Genomic DNA, 24,668 nt, shown 5'->3' on the forward strand with positions numbered 1-24,668 from the left:
GGACTAGGGGACTAGGGGACTAGGGGACTAGGGAATTTTTACTTCTGCCTTCTGCATTTCTTCCCTTCTGCCTTCTGTCTTTCTTCCCTTCTGCCTTCTGCCTTTCCAGGCTTTATAAAAATTTAATGTTTGAAAAACTTAACTTTGCTTAACGTTACAGGGTAGAATTTACGAGATGGTGTGAGTAAGCAAATATAACTAAGCAAAAAACAATGTCTACTGGTTTATCTGCATCAACTATTGAACGTCCTGCGATCGCTGTTCAAGAAGCGAGCAATATGTCTGTAGCCTTAACCAATCAAGTCCGTATGATGGAAAAGATGAAGTCGGTGTATCAGGCAGATCAGCAAGTTAAGCTTTTAAATCTGCAAGCAGAAGTGGAAACTTTGTTGCAACAACTACAAAATCTTAAGCAACAGCGTTTGACAGAAGAAGATTCAGAAATCAGCAGTCAGGATCAACAAGGATAGAAGAGATTAGCACTATCGATCCGCTGCGGTTCATAAATGAGTAACCTGGCTTTTATTTTGGCTCAGGCTAAATTTTGCTTATGTAGCCAGCAGGTTCACCTTATGGTATAAAAAGAAAAGTTTTGCGATGAACACATCTGTTTTTTTGCTGAAAACTCAGAATTGTTCCCCAGCCTGACTACTAATGAAATTTAGCAAAAAAGGAAAATATTCCGCAATATTGCCTGTTACTGATTTATTGCTACTAGGCTAATTTGTTTCGTCTATTTTGCTACACACTGTACGGTTACGCAGGAAGTTTAAGTTTGGTTAATTCATGACTCTATCATTTGTAAAACCCCAAGATTTAGGAACTACCCTGGAAGTTTCCCCAAATTTCCGCCTCAAAGATATTTTGCGGACTTTACCAAAAGAGGTTTTCCTGAAAAATCGCCGGAAAGCTTGGACTTCGGTGGTAATTAATGTGTTGCTGGTTGGTTTAGGTTATGCCAGCATTGCTTTTTCTCCTTGGTTTTTGTTACCATTCGCCTGGATTTTTACGGGCACGGCACTGACTGGTTTTTTTGTTATTGGTCATGACTGTGGACATCGTTCATTTGCTAACCGTCGTTGGGTGAATGATTTGCTGGGTCATACAGTGATGTTGCCTTTGATTTATCCTTTTCATAGTTGGCGGCATCTCCACAATCACCACCACGCCCATACAAATAAGTTGGATGAGGATAATGCTTGGCAACCTTTTAAACCAGAGTATTACGATAGTTTAGATAAATTGAAAAAATGGGGTTATCAAGGGATACGGGGTCGTTTGTGGTGGGTAGGATCGATCGCGCATTGGGCAGTTTTACACTTTGATTGGAATCAATTTGAAGGGAAAAAGCGGGAACAGGTAAGATTTTCGGTATTGTTGGTTTTAGGGTTTGCTGCGATCGCATTTCCCACTTTAATCGCTACAACTGGGATTTGGGGTTTTGTCAAGTTTTGGTTAATGCCTTGGATGGTTTACCATTTCTGGATGAGCACCTTTACTTTGGTACACCACACATATTCTGATATTCCTTTTAAATCGGAAGCAGAGTGGAATGAAGCAATGGCGCAGTTAGCGGGAAGCGTTCATTGCGACTATCCTGGTTGGGTAGAATTTCTCTGTCACGATATCAACGTTCACATTCCCCACCACCTTTCTACTGCTATTCCTGCCTATAACTTGCGGTTAGCTCATCGCATTTTAAAGGAAAATTGGGGAGAGTATATGCGGGAATATCGTTTTTCTTGGTCATTAATGAAACAGATTACTGACGAATGTCACTTGTACGATCCTGAAAAATACTACGAGTCTTTTCAGAATCATCATGCGAAAGCGAAATAAAGAATTGGTTCGTTGTAGCGACTTCAGTCGTGTTCTAAGATACGACTAAAGTCGCTACAACAGACTTAAGATACGACTAAAGTCGCTACAACAGACTTAATAGAAACTCAGCTGTTATATCGGCTGAGTTTTTTTTACAATCTTTGTGAGTAGCGATATTGCCTAATTAATCAATTAATCGCTAAACTACGCCAATAAGACTTGTTAAAGGTTGAGAATCCTTAGTTGGGATGATGAATATACCAAAGCATTCGAGCAAACTAGCCCTTGAGAGCAGAAAACTTAACTATCATGATGCTTATAGTTGTCCAGTCTGTCGGTATGGTCAGATTTCGGTGTTGACTCTCACGGAAGCTTTTGCTTGTGATTTTTGTCGCCATATTTTTACCGCTAATCTTGAAGAACAAGTTTTAATTATGGCAGATAGTACGCCGCCGATGGCTTGGCGGTGGACTGGTCGAAATTGGAAAATAGCGCATCAAAAAGATGCGGAATTATCTTTTGTGGTTTGGCTGTTGGGAATGGCTTTGGTAATTTTCCCAACTTTAATTGTGGGAGTTTCTACATATATTTTCCCGCCAGAAGAAGGGAGTAATCAATCATATTTTCCTTTAGTGTGGCTGGGTTTGACTTTTTTATCTCATTTAATTTTGGTACTTTGGCTGTTAGCAGAAAGTTACCAATTGCCGTTTTATACTTATTTAAAAGTCAAAATTCGCAATTGGCTTAATCGGTGATTACTTGTTCGTAAAGTTGTCCTGCACGTTCCCAAGTGTATTCTGTTTCTACGAGAAATCGCCCGTTTTTAGATAACTCTTGCCGCAATTGGGCATTTTCAAATAAGAGACTGATGGCGTTAACATATTCAGGAATACTGTTAGCTCTTAATGCTCTTAATGGTACATTGGGAGTATCAACGGCTAATCCTTCTAATCCGCGATCGCTACCTACTACCGGAGTTCCCGCAGCCATTGCTTCCAAGGTTTTATTTTTAATCCCATAACCTGCACGCAAAGGTACTACACAAACTGTACTTTCGTGGAGATATTCTGCCATTAATGGCACTTTTCCGGTAACAATAACTCCTTTGGTTTCTGCGAGTGCTAAAACTTCCGGTGTGGGACGTGCGCCGACAATACTAAAAGTTGTATCGGGATAAGTTTTTTGCAGTTCTGGCAACACTTCTAAAGCAAAAAATCGCACTGCATCGATGTTGTGCGAAGCGTCCATTGCGCCGACAAATGCTAGTTTATGTCCTCCCGGATCGCTATTCCGATAAGGGAATAACTCTAAGTCTACACCGTTAGGAATTATGGGTATTTTGGCATCGGAACGGTATTTAAGAAATTGTTGTTTGTCGTCTTCGGTGGTGACAACTAAGTAGTTAAATTTGCCGGAATAACGTTTTTCGTAGCGTTCTAAAAGTAGGTTGAGGTAAAGACGATCGCGTACTGCATTCGGTGAAGCACCCATATCTAAATGATCGCGTATCCAACCATACACAGAACTATGAATATCGACAATTGTTTTGACGGAGTTTCTAAATTCAGGACGCACATAAATTTCATTAACGCTATGTTCGCAGGTGATGACATCACATTTTCTCGATCGCACAAAATCATCTACCCAAGCTTGAATTTCGGGGGAATAACGATATAAAACATTTGGTGGTGTTGCTTTTATTAAAGATTCCGAAAATCGGGAAACTTTACCAATTAATCCTTTAATTCCACTTAATTGAGTTGGTTCTGGTGGCAGGGGAAAAATGACTAATTCTTTCACCCATTGACGCAGTTCTTCTATTTCGGTGTCAGTAACTCCTGAATGACGCTGAGTAACCAGGGTGATTTGATGACGTTGTTGCAGATATTTAAGTAAGTTAAAGGTTCTAATTTCCGTTCCCCCGCGAGTTGGTGGGTAAGGGAAGGTTGAGGAAAGCATGAGGATGTTCATAGTAGTTAAATAGAAGAGGTGAGTTTATTTGCTAAGTTTGCCACTGGCGGCTTGAGTTATAACTATGTTAAGCTAGCTGGCCTCAATAATTTACTAACAGCATCCAGAAAATTTGTGATTTTTAAAAATCTCCTAAAGACAAAAAAAATAAAGTGCTAACATAGTGACAATTTTAGCTGTTTCAATTATGTATTACGGTGCATCAAGTAAACAAAGACTATTGCAGTTAAAATTTGAGTTGCGTTCTTTTTGTAGTTTGCATCCGCAATTATTTTTCCCGTTGCGATCGCTTTTACGCAAAGGAACGAGACAAGCTGTGCAAGAAAATACGCAATTGGTTATTGAAGGATTTCCGCGTTCTGCAAACAGTTTTTCTGTAGCTGCAATTCAATCTGTACAGCCAAAGCCTTTGATAATAGCATCTCACTTACACGCAGCTGCACAAATAATCCGTGCTGCTAACTTGTCCATTCCCACACTAGTATTAATTCGTGAACCAGCAGAGGCAATAATTTCCTTAAAGAGTTTGGAATTAGAAATAAGTTATCGATTTAACATGGAATATTATGGTTGGGGAGCTTGCTTAAAAAGCTATTTAAAAGCTTGGATTAAATTTTATTTACAGGTATTACCTTACAGTGAAAACTATGTAATTGGATTATTTGATGAAGTTACTAATGATTTTGGGGCAATTATAGAACGGCTTAATCAACGGTTTAAGACAAATTTTGCAACTTTTAAACATACTGAAACAAATGTTAAAAGAATTCATAAAATGGTCGGGTTTCATTCGGGGCCATCGGAAAAACGTGAGTATTTAAAAAGTTTATTTATTAAAGAGATAGAAGAGGATAATCTGATACCTCTGTTGTTGAAAGCAGAGTATATTTATCGAGAATTTAAAATATTAGCAAAAAAATAAATTTCATTACTCCAGAAGTGGGTGGGTAGGGGAATTAAGAGAAAAGCATTAAGAATGTTAATAAAAATCAAATTTAATTAATTCTACAGATTCGCAGTTTGACGATCGCACTTACCATTAGAATTGTAGCCTGGGAAAAGTTGATTAGATGAATTCCAAGCTTACCAATTAACAAAATATTTTTTATGGATTCTCATGAGCTAAAGTTTCTTTTGAAGCTGCTAGGCTGTCAAAATTATCGATCGCCACTTGCAGCTGCAACCTGGAAAAGCTTTCCGGGGAAAGATAAGATTTGTCGGGCGTTAGGCGATCGCGAATTGGTAGATTACTCCCGCGAGATTGCCTCTGTGAAGATTTTACCCCCCGGTCGTGCGTTGTTGAAAGTGGACGCTTCTCAATTGCCGATCGCAGAAACAGAACTAAAAGTCCTAGAAAAAATCAGCAAAACCTCTGGAAAAGTCAAACCTAGTGAAATCACTTTGGTTAAAGCTGCTGAACGCCAAGAGATCCTGCAAAATCTGGCGAAACGGGGATTAGTGGAAGTGGAAACTCAACTGCAAAAAAAGAAAGCAGAAGTTTGGTTAACCCAGCGAGGACAGGAATATTTACGCGACGAATTCACTGCCAAGGGTACTCATCCAATTATTAGTTTAGATTTATTAACAAATTATTTGCGCTTTTTGCGGAAATCGAGATTAATTGAAGCTGACAAGGTAACAGCAACAGATAAACATAAGACTAAGCTAAGTAATGCAGAAATTCTCCAAATTATTCAGGAATTAGACCGAGAAATGAGTACAGAAAATTATTTGCCAATTTTTCATTTGCGCCAGAAGTTACAACCACCCTTATCTAGGGAAGAATTAGATCGGGTACTCTATAGCTTACAACGCGACGACCAAATTGAGTTAAGTTCATTAGTAAATACAATGCCCTATACTTCAGAACAAATTGAAAGTGGAATTCCCCAAGATATTGGTGGGGCGCTATTTTTTATTTCTGTAACATCAAGGACTTAAATGTTTGCTACAGACTGTTGGAATGGGCGGGTTTTGTTTTCAATTTGATTTTTAGATAAATTTAACGGAAGATTTCTCATGGCATCTATCGACGATATTATTAAACGTGAAGTTAACCCTTTCGATCCTACAACTTTTAAGCAAGGACACTTTTGGCGGGAAAAGCAAGTTTCCGCTTTTAAGGTTGACTCAATTCATCAAGAAGCATTACTAGAACTGGAAGGAATTGTTGACACAATTACCAACGATCATTGTAGTCGCACTGTGATGTTGGCGGGTGATTCTGGTTCAGGGAAAACTTATTTTTTGGGTCGGTTAAAAAGCGATCTTAATGATAAAGCTTTTTTTGCATATATTAGTCCTTGGCCCGATAGTGATGGGATTTGGCGGCATATTTTGCGTTATACAGTTGATAGTTTAATGTGTGTACCAGAGGGTCAAGAAGAATCTCAATTAATGTTGTGGTTGAAAAGTTTATCTGCTTTTACTAAACGGAGTTTAAAACAGCGAATTTTTGATGATAATGTTTGGGACTTGTTGCGTAGCGATCGACAAAATTTTATCAAACATTTCAAGCAAACATATAGAGAAGCTGGGATTTACAACGCTGACAGTTTTTTTGGTGTTTTGCATGATTTAATTGATCCAGAACTTTATCCATTAGCTTGTGAATGGTTGAGGGGAGAAGATTTAAGTGATGAATCTTTGCAAGTTTTAAAGGTGAAGAGGTCGATCGAAACTGAAGAAGCAGCTTGTGAGATTTTATCTAATTTTGGCAGAATTTCCACAGAAACTCAACCAATTGTATTATGTTTTGATCAATTGGAGGCGATCTCACGTTTACCCGATGGAACTTTAGATTTACAAGCATTATTCAGCGTTAACTCAAAAATTCAAAACGAAAAGTGGAACAATTTTTTAATAATTATCAGTATCACCACAGACATTTGGCGACAAAATTCTAACCGAATTCATCAATCAGACAAAGCGGGCATTTACAAAGTTATACTGTTAAAACGCATCAGTTTAGAACAAGCCGAAGCTTTGTGGGGTTTTCGGTTATATCCGATTCATATTCAAGCCAATCCCCGACCAAATTCCCCAATTTTACCCTTAACTAAAAAAGACTTAGAACAAAAGTTTCCCGGTGGTAAAACCGACCCTAGAAATGTCCTTGATTTAGGTCGGAGACTGTTTCAAACTTATAAAGAAAAAATCATTGATAGTAGTAAACCTAGTTTGGAAATTGACTTATTAGCTGCTTTTCAACTCTTGTGGCAAGATGAATTCAAAAAAATCCAAGGTAGAATTAATAAAATTACTTTACTATCTGCACCGGAATTAATTCAGATGTTAGCCCAAAGCTTAAATGCGTTACAAGTAAGTGCAGTCAGAATGAAATTATTAACTGGTCATTTTGCCAGTTATTCCTTAAGCTATGAAGCGCCAAATCAAAGAAGAAAAGTAGGAGTAATTTGGACAGAAGATTCTAATTTGAGAAGTTTTTTCAATGTGATGAATGCTTGCCAAAAAGCGATCGACACTAATGTTGAGAAAAATTTTTATTTAATTCGGGCAGCAGATGTGGGAAATAAACAATTGGCAGGAAATAAAATTTATAGCTCAATTTTCACAGGTTCTCAACACTTTCATATTAAGCCAAATTTGTCTTCTATTCACTATATGGCTACTTATCACAGTTTACTAAACTCTGCTTTAGCTAATGAATTAGTAATTGCGGGACAAACGATTAATAGACAAAATTTAGAGGCTTTAATTCGGGAATCTAATGTATTACATGAATGTCAAGTTTTGCAGGATTTAGGCATTGTCAATAAACGGCAACTAATCAATGAAAAAACTGACGATCTCAAAGAAGTCAAGGAATTTCTGCTAAATTTAATTAAAACTCAAGGCTTGATTGGCAAAGATGTTTTGATTCAAAATACATTAATCCAGTTTCCGCAAATTAATTATCAGAGAGGCGATCATTTAATTCAGCAGTTACTTTGGGAAAGAAAAGTTAAAATTGTCAATCCCAACGATCGACCACCAAATCATTTAGTTTGTTTTGTGCCGAAAATATAAGTTAAAAAATCATGTTATATTTAACCAAAGATGATGAAATAAAAACAGCTATTGACAATTTAAAAGCAGCTAAAATACTTTGGGCTGATACTGAAATAGCTGACTATAATACCCATTATAAAAGGTTATCTTTAATCCAAGTATTAGCTGAACCCAATAACCGTAATGGTGATGCTGCTTATGTATTAGATGTATTGGATAAACATGATTTGGTGAGATATTTTATTAATCAAATCATGATAAATTCCCAAATAGAAAAGGTTTTTCATAATGCAGGATTTGATTTAAAATATTTGGGGAAAAATGAATCGCAAAACGTTACTTGTACTTGGAAGTTAGCGCAAAAAATAGGTAAAGAAAGTTTGCAAGTAACTAACCTTAAACTGAAGACTTTAGCCGCAGAACTTTGTCAATTTACTAATGTGGATATAGAAGAACAATCGAGTGATTGGGGACAACGACCTCTCACTGATAAACAGTTACAATATGCCAAAATGGATACGGTTTATTTAGCTCATGTTCATCAATATTTATTAAAAAAAACTAATCAAATTCATTTGATAAAAGCCGAGAAGTCTGAACAAATCAGTTTTAATGCTACTAAAGTTAGAATTGCCTTTGAATGTCCACGCTTATTCTATTTATATCAAAACTTTGGTGGTAAAAGTTTGTTTTTACCTTCAGATAATCAAATCAGAATCGGTAGTGCTTTTCACCAATTAGCCGAAAGTTTTATTAAAATTGCCAAACAAGAACCAAAATTTAAAACTATATTTACGCCGCCATTTGCCCAGTTAAAAGTAGAAACGGTAGCAGCGAAAATGCAGGAATTGTTTTATGAATTAGGCTTTTATCCTTATTTACAAACAGCTATTCAAGAAGATTTTAGCAAAGCAACAGCACTTTATCAAATTTGGCAAGGATTAATTACCCTGATTCGCCATTGGGCGGAATTATTAGTAAAAAATCGCCGTTATTGCAGTGGAGAATTAGTAATTGGGAAAACATTAATTAGTGGAGAAATTGACTTAGAACATAAATTAACTTTACCAGATGGAACGCAACAAAAAATAACAGGGAGACTAGATAGCGTACTTTTCGACTTAGAAAAAAGAAGATTTTGCGTAGTTGAATATAAAACCTATACTCCAGTCGATCCTTCAGCCCAATTAGCCCAAGTTGCCATTTATAGCTATATAGTAAAAGCGAAAAAAAAGCTGCCAGTTGACTCAGCAGTGTACTGCGTATTACCAAGATTTATAGCATATTATTATGATTGGGAAAAACTAGAAGAAACAGTCAATCAAATAATTCCCCATAAACTACAACAAATGCGGGAATGGCTAAAATGGGAACCATCACAACCCCATACTCCGCCAAAAACAGCACAACCCCATTTATGTGAAATTTGCCCTCAAAAAGAGAAGTGCCAAACCTACTTTAACACCTCTCCTTCTCTTCCTCTGCGCCCTCTGCGTCTCTGTGGTTCAAAAACAGAAAATCCTCAACTCAACGCCGACGAAATTGCCCAAAAATTAATCGATATTTTGCAATCTTTTAAAATTGGTGCGGACTACCAAGGTGCAGCGATCGGACCCGCATTTATTCGAGTTAAACTAAAACCAAACTTAGGCGTAAAAGTAGTTTCCATCTTAAATAGGACTGCCGACTTACAAGTACAATTAGGGTTGGAAAACCCACCATTAATTGCACCCCAAGCAGGATATGTCAGCGTAGATTTGCCGAGAAGCGATCGCCAAATCGCCCAATTCACCGAATACATTAAAATAGAAAAACTCCCACAAACCGCAGCAGTAAAAATTGCCATCGGCGTTGACTTAGACGGAAAACTAATTGAAGCAGACTTATCCGATCCCAATACTTGTCATTTCTTAGTTGGTGGAACAACTGGGAGTGGCAAAAGCGAATTTTTAAGAAGCTTACTTTTAAGTTTGCTTTATCGCCATTCTCCTAATAATTTAAAAATAGCCTTAGTCGATCCAAAACGGGTAACATTTCCCGAATTTGAACAGATACCTTGGTTATATTCGCCTGTAGTTAAAGATGGGGAAAGTGCGATCGAACTAATGACAAAATTAGTTACAGAAATGGATCGCCGTTACCAAATATTCGAGACAGCCAAATGCGGCGACATTAAAGCTTACAATCAACAAAACAACCAACCATTACCTCGCCTAGTCTGCATCTTTGACGAATACGCCGACTTCATGGCAGAAAAAGAAATCCGAGATGCGTTAGAATTTAGCATCAAACGACTTGGCGCAATGGCAAGAGCAGCGGGTATACATTTAATTATCGCCACTCAACGCCCCGAAGCGAAAGTTGTGACCCCGCTGATTCGATCGAACTTACCAGGAAGGGTAGCTTTGCGTACCGCAAGTGAAGCAGATTCGGTGATTGTTTTAGGTGGTGACAGAAAAGCAGCTGCTTACCTGCTAGGGAAAGGAGACTTACTGTACCAAGTAGGCGCGAATTTCCAAAGATTGCAGAGCTTATTAGCTACAATCATCCAGTTGCCTAAAAGCTAAGGTTCATGGGAAAATCATCCGTTGACTCATCTATCTCTAAGGGGAAAGTTTCACCAGTTAACGCCCTTTTGCGCGATAAACATATTAAATTTATTCATGCGTCTCGATCGATGTGTTATCTAGGTGTCTAAACACAGGTTGAAAACAGGGCGAAATTTTGGAGAGGACTGAACGAATGGGTTTAATAATTGCAACTGCGAATATGAAAGGCGGCGTGGGTAAAACAACCCTCACCGTAAATTTAGCTGCTTCATTAGTAAAAGATTTCGGTAAAAAAGTTTTGGTGGTGGATTTGGATAACCAAATTAGTGCCACTTTGAGTTTGATGTCTCCCCAAGACTTTTCTAAGCGACGACGCGATAAACGGACATTACGGCATTTAGTAAATAAGGCAATTAAACCGGATATTAAACTGACAATTCCGATCGCAGATGTAATTAATCCATACATTTGCTCAATCAAAGGATTGGATTTACTCCCAGGTGATTTGGATTTATATGATGAATTTTTAGTATCGGAAATGCTTTATGAAAAAGCAGTTCGTGCAGGTAGCAGTAACTTTGAGCAAATTTGGATTGATTTTGAAAGAGACTTAGTAAAAAATATTCTCAAACCTGTGGTTAAAGATTATGATTTTATCATTCTTGACTGCGCCCCAGGTTACAATCTTTTGACCCGTAGTGGTTTACTTGCTAGCGATTTCTACGTTTTACCTGCTAGACCCGAACCTTTATCTGTGATCGGTATTCAGCTATTAGAAAGACGCATTGCTCAACAAAAAGAAGTTCACCGAAATGAAACTGATGTCAGAATTCAAATGTTGGGAATAGTCTTTACTATGTCAGCTAATTTATTATCAGGCAGATACTACAATCAAGTAATGCGAAGAGTTAATGAAGATTACAGTGCTACTAAATTGTTTAAAACTCGCATTCCTGTTGATGTGAATGTTTCTAAAGCAGTTGATACTTTTATGCCTGTAGTTTTGTGTAATCCCCAATCACCAGGAGGTAGAGCTTTTACCCAATTAACTCAAGAATTTCTCCAAAAAATTACTGTTGTTACTAATACGAAACAGAATCCAGCGAAAATTGATTTTGGTGAGTAAGGTAGTGGGGATGACAGGCAAGATGCCTGTCCTACAGGACAAGGGGACAAGGGGAAATTTAACTTTTATTCCTGTGCTCCTGTGTTCCTGCGATCCCCAGTCCCCTCCTATTAAAACTTCCCTTGTAATGCGGGAATGCAACGTTCACAAAGTAGGGGATCTGAGAGAGATTTGCCTACATTGATGGAGTAGTTCCAACAACGATCGCACTTTTCCCCATCAGCTTTCACAATCCCAACACCTAGCTTTTCTGTCTGCAATTTATATTGCAAACTTTCTAAAGCTGCGGGTGAATCTAACAATTCCACTTGGGAAGAAATGAACAGATAACGCAGTTCATCCACACCTTTAAGAATTCCTAAAGCTTGGGGAATTGTCTCAACTTCTAAAGTAATTGCTTCTGGTTCATTCGCTGCGGGGAGAAGTTTTTGTTCGGAAATTTCCGCATTTTTACCCAAGATTTCAGCTTTGTAAGTGCTAATTTGTTCTAACCATTTTTCTCGGTCTTTCGCCAATAGCAAATAGCTTCGCGCATACCACAGCGAGTAGAAAACTCCCACTATTGTGAAAAATGGTTCTAATAGCGGAACTCGGTTAATTACGCCTAAAGTTCCCCCAATTACATAGATAGCGATAATTGTCGCCAGAATCAAACCAACCGTGATTAAAGGTTGATTGTTATTGCGGACAAATTCTCCGAAATTAACATTTAATTCTTGCAGAACTGGGTACTTTTTAGTAGTAACAATTGCCCCAGGTGGCGTGTATGGTTCAGCATCAATCAACTTTGGTTCTGCTGGTGCTTCTGCGATGTATTCGACAATTTCTGGGTTTAATTCTGCCAATTGTTCGCGCAGTTTTTCATCAGCAACATAAAGCAAAACTTTCGCTTCTAAAGAAGAACCGATCGTTTTTTCACTCCGCGCCTGTTCCATGACTTTATTCACTTCTTGGCGCAGTTGTCGTAATTGTTGCCATTTCGCCGCTAATTGGGGATTTTTCCAGCGTTCATCTACTTTTACCCAACCTGCTTCAAACACAGATTTGTAAGGAGTTGAGTAAGGGATAAATTGCCAAATATCTTCGGCTGTGTGGCATAATACGGGTGCGATCGCTTTGGCTAAGTTTTCTAGTGCGATCGCTAAAACCGTTTGACAGCTGCGACGACGGAAAGCATCAGGGGCACTGATATACAAACGATCTTTCGCCACATCTAAATAGAAATTAGACAAATCCACCACACAGAAATTTTGCACCGTTTGGAAAAATCGGAAAAATTGGAAACTATCAAAAGCAGCTTCCACCTCTCCAAAAACCTCCGTCATCCGATGCAACATATAACGGTCTAATTCCGGCAATTCTTCATAAGGAACCGCATCTTTTTGCGGATCAAAATCATGCAAATTCCCCAACAAAAACCGCGCCGTATTGCGGATTTTATTGCGGATATCACCCATTTGTTTCAGCAGATTTTTCCCCAAAGGCACATCAGTAGAATAATCTACCGAAGACACCCACAACCGCAACACATCAGCACCATAAGGCGGTTCTTCCTTCTGATTTTTCCCACCTTCAATAACAATAGTTGGATCGACAACATTCCCCAAAGACTTACTCATTTTCCGGTTCTGTTCATCCAAAACAAAACCATGAGTTAAAACCGTTTTATAGGGGGCAATTCCATTATTCGCCACACTAGTTAATAAACTAGATTGAAACCAACCCCGATGTTGATCGGACCCTTCCAAATAAATCTCTGCTGGATAATGTAATTCCGGGCGTTGTTCTGCCACAGCTGCCCAAGAAGAACCAGAATCAAACCACACATCCATTGTGTCAGTTCCCTTGCGGTACTTCTTGCCATTATTGCGGAATTTTTCCGGCAAAAGTTCCTCAACCGAAAGTTCCCACCAAGCATCAGAACCCTTTTCGGCGACAATACTTTGAACGTGAGAAATCGTCTCTTCAGTTAACAGCGGTTCCCCAGTTTCTTCATCATAAAAAACGGGAATTGGCACGCCCCAACTGCGCTGACGAGAAATACACCAATCAGAACGTTCCGCCACCATTGGTGTAATCCGATTTTCTCCTTGGGCGGGAATCCATTTAACTTCCGAAATTGCCTTTAAAGCAGCTTCCCGGAAACCGGAAACCGAAGCAAACCATTGTTCAGTCGCCCGATAAATTGTCGGTTTTTTAGTCCGCCAATCATAAGGATATTTGTGTCGATAAGGTTCTTCCTTCAGCAACACATTTTCCTTCTTCAACGCTTCCACAACAGCGGCGTTACCCTTATCGAGAACATTTAAACCTGCAAATTGTCCCGCTTCTTCCGTAAAGTTTCCATCAGCATCAACGGGGGAAAATGCAGGTAAATTGTAACGTTTTCCGACTTGAAAATCCTCATCCCCATGTCCAGGTGCGGTATGAACTAAACCCGTACCCGAATCAGTGGTAATGTAATCGCCACCGATGACTATGGGACTGATGCGATCGTAAAGTGGATGCTTGTAAGTACAATTCTCAAAAGACCGACCCACGCCAACAGCCCGAACCGTCAACTTCACTCCAAAAGTAGTAGCTAACCGTTCCACCAAATCATTAGCAACGATTAAATACTTAAACTTGCACAGTTTTTCGCCTTTTTTGTCAACTTCTACCACAGCGTAGAGCAAATCAGGATTCACCGCCACTGCCATATTCGCCGGAATAGTCCAAGGAGTTGTTGTCCAAACAGCAACACCCAACTGGGGCAAATAAGGTTTTAGGGCTTCCTGCAACTCATCTGCTACGCTGACCACAGGGAAAGCAGCGTAAAGACTACGGGAAACGTGAGTCGGGTTGCCCTTATCATCTTCAGGATATTCCAACTCCGCCTCTGCCAAAGCAGTTTTAGAACTCGGACTCCAGTGAACAGGTTTTAAACCCCGATAAATGTAACCTTTTAACACCATTTGTCCGAAAACGCCGATTTGCGCCGCTTCGTATTCCGGTTTTAAAGTCAGATAAGGATGTTCCCAATCTCCCCAAACACCGTAACGCTTAAAGCTTTGGCGTTGTTCGTCCACAGTTTTCAAGGCAAAATCTTGTGCCTTTTGGCGAAGTTCCAGAGGCGTGAGGTTTTTCCGTTCCTCTGGTTTCATTTGCTGCAAAACTTTTAACTCAATCGGCAAACCATGACAATCCCAACCAGGAACATAGCGCACCTTGCGCCCTTTGAGTAACTGGTAACGATTAATAATATCCTTGAGAATCTTATTTAGGGCATGACCAATGTGCAGCGAACCATTGGCATAAGGTGGCCCATCGTGCAATACAAATATATCGCCCGGATTGTTTTGGGACAATCTTTCGTAAATCTGATTTTCGGCCCAAAACTTTTGGATTTCTGGTTCCCGCTTGATAGCGTTCGCACGCATATCAAAGTTAGTTTTGGGCAAATTAACGGTGTCTTTGTAGCTTTTATTTTCTGTGGTCATTGGTCTTATGTCATTGGTCATTTGTCAGAGTTGTGCTCAGACACCAGTCCCCACTCCCGAATTACCCCTTTTCAATCTTGTCAAATGGACTTTCTGGGGGTGAACTAGGCAGATTTTTCTCTTGTGCATCTTCTACAGCTTCTTCTACCAGTTTAGGATCTGGAGGATTGGGGCGGACTAGTTCCGGTGTTTCGCTGGTTGGGGGAGACTCTGCTGAAGTTGTTTCTACATTTAGTGTGACATCAAGTTCCGGTTGAGGGCTTTTTGGGGTAATTTCGGTGATTGTCACCTCAGATGTAGGAGAGGTTGTTTCTGTTGAAATTACCGGAGGAGTAACAGTTGGTTTTGCCTTTGGTTGTTTTGCGGTTTTTGGTTTTGAACCCACTTGCCCTTTGAGATTATTAAATAATCCGGTGAGTTTTTGGGGCAGTTGGGAAACTGTTTCTGGTAAGGATACTTTGGAAGCTTGAGATTTGAGGTTTTCGGTGAGGTGTTTTGCCTCAGATAACACTTTTTCGGTTGCTTCTTCTGTACTGGGTAACTCGGTTTGTTGCGATTTGGGAGTTAGTTCTCTGCGTAATGTCAGGGTTTGCCAACCAAACCAACCTAATAAGGCAACGCTAGCAACTTGTCCTAGCAGAACTCCGCCTGTAATTCTGCCAGCACAAACCCACAAAACTAAGGCATAAAACAATCCGACTCCACTCCAATAAAAATCACTCTTGCGGTGGATTTCTGGTAAGAAAAATGCGGCAAGGTAAATAGCAAGGCTACCTATACCGACAGCTAATGCCAAGATGTATGCGAGCATAGGCTCAATTCCCCGTCTAGTTAAACGGCTTCTTATACCCGCTAATTTTACCCTTTCGATCGCAGTCTTAATTTCTTCTTCCACGACAACCCAGAAAGTTATCGCTAACCTGAAGGAGACAACGTTCGCAAGAACAGCAAAATTAAGTAAAAAGTCCTATGGCACTACAGAGTTTTGGTGTAATTGGTTTAGCAGTGATGGGTGAAAACCTAGCGTTAAATGTGGAACGTAATGGTTTTCCCATTTCTGTGTATAACCGCACCGCAGAAAAAACCGATGCTTTCATGCACACACGCGCCCAAGGTAAAAATGTCCAGGCAACTTACACCATTAAAGACTTTGTTGCGTCCCTAGAGCGGCCCCGCAGAATCTTGATTATGGTGAAAGCTGGTGCGCCTGTGGATGCAGTAATTCAAGAATTAAAACCTTTCTTGGAAGAAGGCGATATCATCATCGACGGTGGTAACTCTTTATATGACGATACCGCACGCCGCACCCGTGAATTAGAACCAGAAGGTTTCCGTTTTATCGGTATGGGTGTAAGTGGTGGTGAAGAAGGGGCGTTAAATGGCCCAAGTTTAATGCCTGGTGGAACTACTAGTTCCTACGAATATCTTGAGCCAATTTTTACCAAAATTGCCGCACAAGTAGATGATGGTGCTTGTGTTACTTACATTGGCCCCGGTGGTGCTGGGCACTATGTAAAAATGGTTCACAATGGCATTGAGTATGGTGATATGCAGCTGATTGCCGAAGCTTATGACCTACTCAAAAATGCGGCGGGTTTGAATGACAAACAGCTGCATGAAGTGTTTGCCGAATGGAACACTACTGACGAACTCAATTCTTATTTGATTGAGATTACCGCCGATATTTTCAAATATATTGACCCAGACACCAATCAAGCTTTGGTGGAAATGATTTTGGATGCGGCAGGACAAAAAGGCACTGGTCGTTGGACTGTTCAAAGTGCTTTAGAATTGGGTGTTTGTATTCCGACAATTACGGCGGCGGTGAATGCCCGGATTATGTCATCTTACAAGAAAGAAAGGGTTGCTGCTTCGCAAGTTTTGACTGGCCCAACTGCTAAATTTACGGGGGATGTTAGTACTTTTGTCACGCAAATTAGGGATGCGCTTTACTGCTCAAAAATCTGTTCTTATGCTCAAGGTATGGCACTTTTGAGTTCGGCATCTAAAGCTTATTCCTACGATCTGAATTTGAGTGAAATTTCCCGAATTTGGAAAGGTGGTTGTATTATTCGGGCTGGATTTTTGAATAAGATTAAGTCGGCGTTCAAGGAGAATCCAGAGTTACCGAATTTGCTGTTAGCGCCTGAGTTTAAACAGACAATTTTGGATCGTCAATCTGCGTGGCGGGAGGTGTTGTCTCAGGCGGCGCTGTTGGGAATTCCAGTTCCGGCATTTAGTGCTTCTTTGGATTATTTTGACAGCTATCGGCGCGATCGTCTACCGCAAAACCTCACTCAAGCACAACGCGACTATTTCGGCGCACACACTTACGAAAGAGTCGATAAAGAAGGCTTCTTCCACACAGAATGGACTAAGTTTGCTGAAGAGTCGGTACATACTTCAACCCCACAACCTTTGCAAGCTCAAGAACCAGCTATAGTGGCAAGTACTGCTGTAGGTTCTGCTGAATAATTAATCATGGGTGGGTAATTCCCACCCTAATTTTTTTTTCACTTTTTTAGCTATAAATTTTTGTGTGTAAAGCATTGCTCTCATCGCGCTTTTATGTTAAGAACTCGTCATATTAAGACGTTTATATTTATAATAAGTTATAATTTATACTTTATTATGTGCTGTGAAAGAATTTTCGTAGATTCATGCTCGATTACATTCAGTGAGAAAAAAAATTGTAGATTTAATCTGCCGAATGGTTGGTATGCAACCAATCAGTCAATTAGAAGCTCAATTACAGAATACCCATCTCCAACTTCAGGCGATCGATGCACAACAAAAAGCACTTTACCGAGTGATTAGTAAGATTCGAGGATCTCTTGACCTGGATATGATTTTTCGCACGACGACAAAAGAAACTTGTAAACTTCTTCGAGTCGATCGGATTGCAGTCTACAGATTTTCGGATGACTGGGGAGGCGAGTTTGTTAGTGATTTTGAATTTGCTGAACCTGGTTGGGATTTTGGCAGATTTGAAGATAACACCGTCTGGAATGATTCATATCTGCAAGAGCATCAGGGAGCAAGGTATCGCAACAATGAATGCTTAACGGTTTCTGATGTTTATACCGCAGGTTTATCGCAATGCCATCTCGACATTTTGGTGCAATTCCACATTCGTGCATACGCCACAGTTCCGATTTTTATTGGACAAAAGTTGTGGGGAGTTCTAGCTGCTTATCAACATTCCCAACCCCATGAATGGCAACAACAAGAAATTCAGTTTTTATCGCAAGTCGCAACTCAACTTGGTTTTGCTGTGAAGCAAGCTGAATTAATGGCTCAAACTGAACGAAAAGCCGAGGACTTAAGGGTAGCAAAAGAGCAACAAGAGATTTTATCTAATTTAATTGCCGAAATTCGTGAGTCGCTCGATCTTAAAATATTATTTAAAACAACAACTCGTGAAGTTCGCAAAGCGTTGCGTACCGATCGAGTGGGTATTTTTCAATTTCATGACTCACTCTACAACTCTGGTGAATTTGTTGCGGAGAATGTATTGCCGGAATATGATTCTGCGATCGGAGTTAAAGTGAACGATCATTGCTTTGGAAGCGAATACGCAACCAAGTATCTTCAGGGAGCGGTGCTGGCGATCTCAGATATTCATCAGGCTGGATTGAAGGATTGCTATCTAGAAGTACTGGAACAATTTCAGATTAAGGCTCAAATCGTTGTTCCTCTAATAAAGGGAGATACACTGTGGGGACTGCTATGTGTTCATCAGTGCCGTCATCCCCGGATTTGGCAATCAGCTGAAATTACATTCATTAAACAATTAGCTGTTCAGTTCAGCGTTGCGTTAAGTCATACAGAACTGCTGGCACAGTCCCACTCTAAAACAAAACAACTCGATCGAGCACTTCAGGAACTCAAGCTGGCTAATGAAAAGTTAGAAGAGTTGAGCAATATCGATTCCTTAACCCAAATCTCGAATCGTCGATTCTTCGATACGACAATAGAAAATGAGTGGCAACGACTGACGCGCACAACAAATAATTTATCTTTAATTTTATTTGACGTTGATTATTTTAAGGCTTATAACGATTACTACGGTCATCCCTCTGGAGATAAATGTTTGCTCGAAATTGCGGGTGCAGCCAAATCAGTTGTGAAGCGTTTCACAGATGTTTTAGCTCGTTATGGTGGAGAAGAATTTGCTGTAATTCTCCCAGACACTGATAAAGCTGGTGCAATCAAGATTGCAGAGCAAATCCGAGAAGCAATCAAGAAGTTAAAGATTCCTCATAATAGTACCCCAATTGATCCTTCATACGTCACCATTAGTTTAGGTATTGCCAGCCTGATTCCAACTAATAGTCAATCGGTTCATAACTTGATTAGTCAAGCTGATAAAGCGTTATATCAAGCTAAGAAACTAGGGCGAGATACGTGGGTTTGTGCAGACTCTGTAGCCTCAATTATTGAGGACTAAGTAAAAATTTAAATTTCCTGCTTAATCTATTACTGAATATTTCAATTACAACGCCAAATTTTGACAGTCATATCATTACTAGCACTAACAATTCTATTTCCTTGAGGGCAAAAAGCAACCGAATTAACTCAGTCTATACTTAGTATTCCCTTGAATTTGTTGGATGTAACAGTGCGATCGTACTTAACCCCAAAATTTTTCTCACATATTGTTTTTAAGCGTAGATTTTAACCTTTCCAATCGCTGTTGCCAACTTTTATTGAAAACTAAGTAATAATAATTGAGGACTGATTAAATTCATCATTGATTAATTCTTCCGAATTCCCAATTCCAATTCATTCATTATCTTCTGAGTTAGCTGCTAAAGCTTATGTTCAATCTGCCCCATCAACGCAAAACTTTACAAACACCCCACAGTGGCTATCATTGGGACGGAAGTGAAAGGCGTTTTTTTGAAGGTTGGTACTATCGAGTTACCCTACCCGAACATCGCCAAACATTTGCCTTCATGTACTCCATAGAAGATCCGATCGGCAGTAAACTTCACAGTGGAGGTAGTGCCCAAATACTCGGCCCAAATGATGAATACATTTGCCGCAGTTTCCCCGATATGAAAAAATTTTGGGCATGGCGAGACAGCTTAGGATTAGGACATTGGGGACAAACAAACTTTCCTCCCCCTTACCAAGGGGGACAAGAGGGGGATCTCTTAAAACCCCGCTATCTCCAACCAGAAGAGTTTACACGCCACATCCAGCAAGGATACCAAGGAACAGCAAAATTCCATCAAGGAAGCCTCCACGACCCCGGCACAGGTAACACAGCGCGTTGGCAATACGAGATCCAACCCATTTACGGTTGGGGAAACTCAGGACAACCACAACAATCAACCGCTGGCTTCTTCTCCTTCCTGCAAATTTTTGAACCTGGATGGCAAATACTAATGGCGCACGGTTTAGCCACAGGTTGGATAGAGTGGAATGGCAAACGCTACGAATTTACCAACGCGCCAGCTTACGCCGAAAAAAACTGGGGTGGCGCATTTCCCCAAAGATGGTTTTGGCTAAATTGTAATTGTTTTGACGATGAACCAGACCTCGCCTTAACTGCTGGCGGTGGTAGACGTGGAATTCTTTGGTGGATGGAGTCAGTCGCAATGATAGGAATTCATCATCAAGGCAAATTTTACGAGTTCGTTCCCTGGAACTCCCAAGTAAATTGGCAAATTCAACCTTGGGGAAAATGGCTTATGCAAGCCAAAAACTCCCTATACGAAGTGGAATTGTCAGGAACTACTGACTTACCCGGAACACCTTTACGTGCCCCAACTCTTGACGGAATGCAATTTGTTTGTCGAGATACCATGCAAGGAAATCTCACCATAGAATTGCGCGAAAAATCCAAAACTATCCTGAAAGCTAGCAGTTCCCTCTGTGGATTAGAAATTGGTGGTAGTCCTTGGGATCAACCTTGGCTGTCTCAATCCGATTAATTTTTGCTATGATGGCTTTGTGTTTGGGGCTGTGGCTCAGCTGGATAGAGCGAGCGCCTCCTGAAATATCGGGCACCATAGCAGGAAACTCTATGTGTGAATGTGGTCAAAGTCGGTGAAACCTAAAAAGTTGAAAAGAAGCTTATCGAATTGTTTAATCTTCTTACACTTCATGGCAATACCGAGCCAAGCCTGACTCCCTCCGACAAACTATAAAAAAGAGGTTCGAGTCAGGAAGGTGTAGAGACAAGACGGCCACCACCTAATAGCTTTTAGCTGATGGTGAAGGTATAGTCCAGAGAGTGGGGAAACTCACACGAATCTGAAGCGCTAGGTCATGGGTTCAAATCCCATCAGTCCCGTTAATAGATTTTGGATTTGCGAGCAAAGAATTGGCAGAGCAGATAAATTCTGCATCCGTCTTTAGTCCCGTCTTCTGATAATCTCGAATCATAATTTTTTCAGCAGATTGCGTCTGGGGTTGAAGCTAAACCTTGAGTGGGGTATCATCTGCTGCGTGATTACGAAAATTTAGCTTATTATTCGATCGATTCATGGTTCTCAAGATTCAACCCAGCGAACGCAGAAACAAATTACGAAGTAAATCTGCTCGTAAATTCAGCAGCAGCTTAAAGTTGTTGATGTTAATTTCACCTTTGTTATTGTGGTTTACCTACAAGCAAATTAGAGATTTAGAAACACCCCAAGCAGTTTTAATGTTGGGTGGTTCAACTTCTGCTTTGGAAAGAGAAAAGTTTACCGCTCAATTTGTCAGCCAACAACCAAATTTAGAGAATTTAGAGATTTGGATTTCTTCAGGTGGTTCTGGGAAATATAATAATTATGTGAAAAAAATTTTTATTAAAGCGGGAATTGACTCCGAAAAAATTCACTTTGACGATCAAGCAGTAGATACAGTGACAAATTTTACTACTTTAGTAGATGAATTAAAAGCTAGAGGTATTACTAGTGTTTATTTAATTACCTCGGATTATCATATTCGTCGTGCTGAAGTTATCGGTGAAGTAGTCTTAGGAAGCCGGGGAATTGTGTTTAAATCAGTTGCCGTTCCTTCTCATCAATCTCCTGAACCAATTGAAAAAGCGATCCGCGATGGAGCAAGAGCTATACTATGGGTGATTACTGGTAGTACAGGTAAAAATTTCAGTAAATATTTTTCTCATCAATAGCTATTTTCAATTTAATCCCAATTAATTCTTTTTTTCTTCTCAATACCAACCCAACTGAGAAATACTCCAGCAATAGGAGTTGCTAGAAAAATTCCTAGTAACCCAGCTATTCGATAACCAACTAATAGGGCAAAAAAGCCGATTACTGGGTTAATATTTAGGGAATTTTGCATGATGCGAGGCGCTAATAAATTGTCCTTGATTTGCTGAAGTATAATGCAAACTATGAGTACATTAAACGCTAAACCAACACTTTTAGGCAATAAAATTAAACAGACTAACCCAATGCCTAATGTAGCTCCTATTCCAGGAATTAATTGAAATAATCCCACAATTACGGCTAAGATTAAAGCTAAGGGTACTTGCAGGATTACAAATACAATAAAAGCCGCGATAGTAAAGAATAAACTTAACAGTAATTGTCCCCGGAAAAATCCCAAAAAATTGCGTTTAACTATAATTGTAAATCTTGTTCTTGAATGCTTAGGAATGACGCGCAAAACCAAAGACCAGAGTTGTTCGCCATCCAATAACATGAAAAAAGCTACTACTTCAATTAAAATCAATTTAACCAAGTAATCTAATACTATTTGAGAAGTGGTGAAACTAGCATTAATAAAAGTTGGTAATTGATCGCGTAAGGATTTTTCTAGTGTACTAAAGTCAACTTGTAAGTGTCGAGAACGCAGATAATTTTCTAGTTGTCCTACTAAAGGGGTGAAGGAATTAACAAAATCAGGTAAAGTATCAAGGAGTTGTTGTCCTTGAGAAACAATTGCTAATCCAACAGTAACAGTAAACCACCCAAAAAGTACTAAACTCGACAAGAAAACTAAACTAGCTGCTACCCCATGAGGTAAAAAACGTTTTAGCCAAGTTACGGGATAGCTGAGGAGAAAAGCCAGAACTGCTGATAAACTAAAAATGACAATGATTGCTTCAAAGTATGCTAAACATTGTACTAAAGCCCAGCCGGAAGCAAATAGTAATAAAAAGCGAACTAAAACTAAGTTATTAAGTCGCTCCCAGAAATTATGTGCAGGTGGTTCACTCATATTATTTAAAGTTAAATGCCCAATGGGGAGCAGGGGAGATCCAAGGGCAGAGGGTTTAAGGTTTTTTCTGGAATTTCCTGGCGAATTAAATGCCCGCAACTTTTAAATCAAGTTAAAGATTTCCGATTCCTGCAACTAATTTCTCACTGATTAAGGAGAATTTTGGTGAGTTGCTGTTAGTTCTTGGATTAATACAAAAGGTTGTACTATTAGGGCATTAAATCTCTTGCTGAGGTTGGCTTGCCAGTCTGCCATCTGAGTTAAAGAGGGTTTATGAATCAATTCTTGACTAATCCAATTTTGGACTAAAGGAACATTATTATTTGCGATCGCAACTCCCACATCTACTATATTTAGTTCAGGAGTAACAATAATCAAAGAATCACGACGTACATGAGGCAATAACCACTGCCATTCTGCTTCATCTAAGGATGCTGTTAATTCTGCTTTTAAATCCTGCATCTGTTAAAAGTATTGTTTGATTGATTTGCCTGTCTTTTATCATTTGTCATTTGTCATTTGTTAAAATCTAAAGACCTTTGTCTAATAATCAATGACCCATGACAGCTGACCAATGACCAGTAAATTTAATTATGGCTTATTCTAACTTGCTATTTCTCAAAGAGAACTCTTTCTGGCTACTGAATTTTGCCTTGTTGGGGGACTGGGGATTGGGTAAGTTTTGAGTTGTAGGGGCAATTCATGAATTGCCCCTACAGAGTTTTGTGTTGGGGAGAGTTTGGGGAGTTTTCAGTTAAAAAATTTCCCCTTATCCCTTTGTCTCCTTGTCCCTAGTCCCCAGTCCCCAGTACCCAGTACCTAAAATTATCGTCCCAAATCGTGTAGCGCATTGATTACGGTAGTGCATTTTTGCGTCACTGCTTCCAACTCTTCTTTATTGCTAGAACTAGGAGGCTGGATTATTTCGCCAATTCGCACCGTTACTGGTACTATTTGTGGAACTGCTGAACCTTTTTGCTCAATTTTTTCCGTACCCCACAAACTGACTGGCAATAAGGGTGCTTTTGCTTTCGCTGCAATTAAAGCTGCACCTAATTTTGGTTCGGTAATCTTACCGTCGGGGGTGCGAGTACCCTGCAAAAATACACCTGTTGCCCATCCTTGTTCTAGAAATTGTAAGGCGGAACGAATGGCGCTGCGATCGGCTGACAAACGATTCACTGGATAAGCACCGTACAATCGAATCGCTTGACCTAAAACTGGCACAGCAAACAACTCTTCTTTCGCCATAAAAGCCACAGGACGGCGCACAGAACAGGAAACTATTGGCGGGTCAAAATTACTGGCATGATTACTTACCACTAATAAAGGCCCTTCTTTTGGCACCTGTTCCGCGCCATAAATTTTCCCCCTAAAATAGAGGTGTAACATGGGGCTAACCACTGACCATTTAAAGGCGTGGTAAAGCATCAAACTAACCAAAGGTTCTCGGTTTTTGGGCATAGTGTCTTCTTTTCAGAGGGCAGGGGAGACAAGGGGACAAGGGGACAAGGGGACAAGGGG

General features: G+C 39.8%; 18 protein-coding genes and 1 pseudogene. 12 read left to right on the forward strand and 7 right to left on the reverse strand.

From position 1 onward, the window contains the following. Window positions 1-212: 212 nt before the first annotated feature. From IQ264_RS22470 to IQ264_RS22480, 3 genes are all read left to right on the forward strand, one after another. Window positions 213-470, forward strand: coding sequence for a hypothetical protein (locus IQ264_RS22470; RefSeq protein WP_228061738.1), 258 nt, complete (start codon window positions 213-215; stop codon window positions 468-470). A gap of 316 nt (window positions 471-786) precedes the next feature. Then, the gene (locus IQ264_RS22475) at window positions 787-1,839 is read left to right on the forward strand and encodes a fatty acid desaturase (RefSeq protein ID WP_193983047.1); all 1,053 of its coding nucleotides are present in this window, start codon (window positions 787-789) and stop codon (window positions 1,837-1,839) included. 230 nt (window positions 1,840-2,069) lie between these two features. Beyond that, window positions 2,070-2,576, forward strand: a complete 507-nt coding sequence (locus IQ264_RS22480; RefSeq protein ID WP_228061739.1) for a DUF2396 family protein — start codon at window positions 2,070-2,072, stop codon at window positions 2,574-2,576. Here IQ264_RS22480 and IQ264_RS22485 read toward each other — a convergent pair. Beyond that, on the reverse strand, window positions 2,566-3,792 hold the full coding sequence (locus tag IQ264_RS22485; RefSeq protein WP_193983049.1) for a glycosyltransferase family 4 protein: 1,227 nt from the start codon (window positions 3,790-3,792) through the stop codon (window positions 2,566-2,568). The two genes, IQ264_RS22480 and IQ264_RS22485, sit on opposite strands and share 11 nt — an antisense overlap. A 316-nt stretch (window positions 3,793-4,108) precedes the next feature. Between IQ264_RS22485 and IQ264_RS22490 the strand changes: the two genes are divergently transcribed. The 5 genes from IQ264_RS22490 to IQ264_RS22510 all read left to right on the forward strand — a co-directional run bounded on the left by IQ264_RS22490 (window position 4,109) and on the right by IQ264_RS22510 (window position 11,478). Continuing rightward, window positions 4,109-4,714: a hypothetical protein gene (locus tag IQ264_RS22490; protein ID WP_193983051.1), complete on the forward strand. Its 606-nt coding sequence runs from the start codon at window positions 4,109-4,111 to the stop codon at window positions 4,712-4,714. 185 nt (window positions 4,715-4,899) lie between these two features. Continuing rightward, window positions 4,900-5,733 (forward strand): transcription factor RcaD, encoded by an 834-nt coding sequence (locus IQ264_RS22495; protein WP_193983053.1) that lies wholly within the window; start codon window positions 4,900-4,902, stop codon window positions 5,731-5,733. 78 nt (window positions 5,734-5,811) lie between these two features. Then, the gene (locus tag IQ264_RS22500) at window positions 5,812-7,821 is read left to right on the forward strand and encodes a P-loop NTPase fold protein (RefSeq protein ID WP_193983055.1); all 2,010 of its coding nucleotides are present in this window, start codon (window positions 5,812-5,814) and stop codon (window positions 7,819-7,821) included. Between the two features lie 11 nt (window positions 7,822-7,832). Continuing rightward, window positions 7,833-10,370 carry a DNA translocase FtsK gene (locus IQ264_RS22505; protein WP_193983057.1) on the forward strand — a complete coding sequence of 846 codons (2,538 nt, stop codon included), beginning with the start codon at window positions 7,833-7,835 and terminating at the stop codon, window positions 10,368-10,370. 175 nt (window positions 10,371-10,545) lie between these two features. After that, on the forward strand, window positions 10,546-11,478 hold the full coding sequence (locus IQ264_RS22510; protein ID WP_193983059.1) for a ParA family protein: 933 nt from the start codon (window positions 10,546-10,548) through the stop codon (window positions 11,476-11,478). A 110-nt stretch (window positions 11,479-11,588) separates the two neighbouring features. Here IQ264_RS22510 and ileS read toward each other — a convergent pair whose 3' ends face one another. After that, window positions 11,589-14,957, reverse strand: a complete 3,369-nt coding sequence (ileS, locus tag IQ264_RS22515) for an isoleucine--tRNA ligase (protein WP_193983061.1) — start codon at window positions 14,955-14,957, stop codon at window positions 11,589-11,591. A 61-nt stretch (window positions 14,958-15,018) separates the two neighbouring features. Beyond that, window positions 15,019-15,852 (reverse strand): Ycf66 family protein, encoded by an 834-nt coding sequence (locus IQ264_RS22520; RefSeq protein WP_322744790.1) that lies wholly within the window; start codon window positions 15,850-15,852, stop codon window positions 15,019-15,021. Between the two features lie 74 nt (window positions 15,853-15,926). Between IQ264_RS22520 and gndA the strand changes: the two genes are divergently transcribed. Further along, window positions 15,927-17,432: an NADP-dependent phosphogluconate dehydrogenase gene (gene gndA, locus IQ264_RS22525; protein ID WP_193983063.1), complete on the forward strand. Its 1,506-nt coding sequence runs from the start codon at window positions 15,927-15,929 to the stop codon at window positions 17,430-17,432. 244 nt (window positions 17,433-17,676) lie between these two features. Then, window positions 17,677-19,407 (forward strand): diguanylate cyclase domain-containing protein, encoded by a 1,731-nt coding sequence (locus tag IQ264_RS22530; protein ID WP_193983065.1) that lies wholly within the window; start codon window positions 17,677-17,679, stop codon window positions 19,405-19,407. Window positions 19,408-19,448: 41 nt separating this feature from the next. Here IQ264_RS22530 and IQ264_RS33915 read toward each other — a convergent pair. Then, a pseudogene (locus IQ264_RS33915) lies at window positions 19,449-19,526 on the reverse strand (hypothetical protein); the annotation flags it as partial. A 251-nt stretch (window positions 19,527-19,777) separates the two neighbouring features. Between IQ264_RS33915 and IQ264_RS22535 the strand changes: the two are divergent. Together IQ264_RS22535 and IQ264_RS22540 are read left to right on the forward strand one after the other, a co-directional pair. Continuing rightward, window positions 19,778-20,899, forward strand: a complete 1,122-nt coding sequence (locus IQ264_RS22535; protein WP_193983067.1) for a tocopherol cyclase family protein — start codon at window positions 19,778-19,780, stop codon at window positions 20,897-20,899. 554 nt (window positions 20,900-21,453) lie between these two features. Further along, window positions 21,454-22,089, forward strand: a complete 636-nt coding sequence (locus tag IQ264_RS22540) for a YdcF family protein (protein ID WP_193983069.1) — start codon at window positions 21,454-21,456, stop codon at window positions 22,087-22,089. 11 nt (window positions 22,090-22,100) lie between these two features. Here the strand turns inward: IQ264_RS22540 and IQ264_RS22545 are convergent, their stop codons facing one another. The 3 genes from IQ264_RS22545 to IQ264_RS22555 form a co-directional block, all read right to left on the reverse strand. Further along, window positions 22,101-23,144, reverse strand: a complete 1,044-nt coding sequence (locus IQ264_RS22545) for an AI-2E family transporter (protein ID WP_193983071.1) — start codon at window positions 23,142-23,144, stop codon at window positions 22,101-22,103. Between the two features lie 150 nt (window positions 23,145-23,294). Next, window positions 23,295-23,606 carry a DUF2288 domain-containing protein gene (locus tag IQ264_RS22550; RefSeq protein ID WP_193983073.1) on the reverse strand — a complete coding sequence of 104 codons (312 nt, stop codon included), beginning with the start codon at window positions 23,604-23,606 and terminating at the stop codon, window positions 23,295-23,297. 363 nt (window positions 23,607-23,969) lie between these two features. Beyond that, window positions 23,970-24,608: a lysophospholipid acyltransferase family protein gene (locus IQ264_RS22555; RefSeq protein ID WP_193983075.1), complete on the reverse strand. Its 639-nt coding sequence runs from the start codon at window positions 24,606-24,608 to the stop codon at window positions 23,970-23,972. Window positions 24,609-24,668 lie beyond the last annotated feature (60 nt).

Origin of the sequence: [Phormidium] sp. LEGE 05292, assembly GCF_015207735.1 — a bacterium.
GTDB lineage: Bacteria > Cyanobacteriota > Cyanobacteriia > Cyanobacteriales > Aerosakkonemataceae > Floridanema.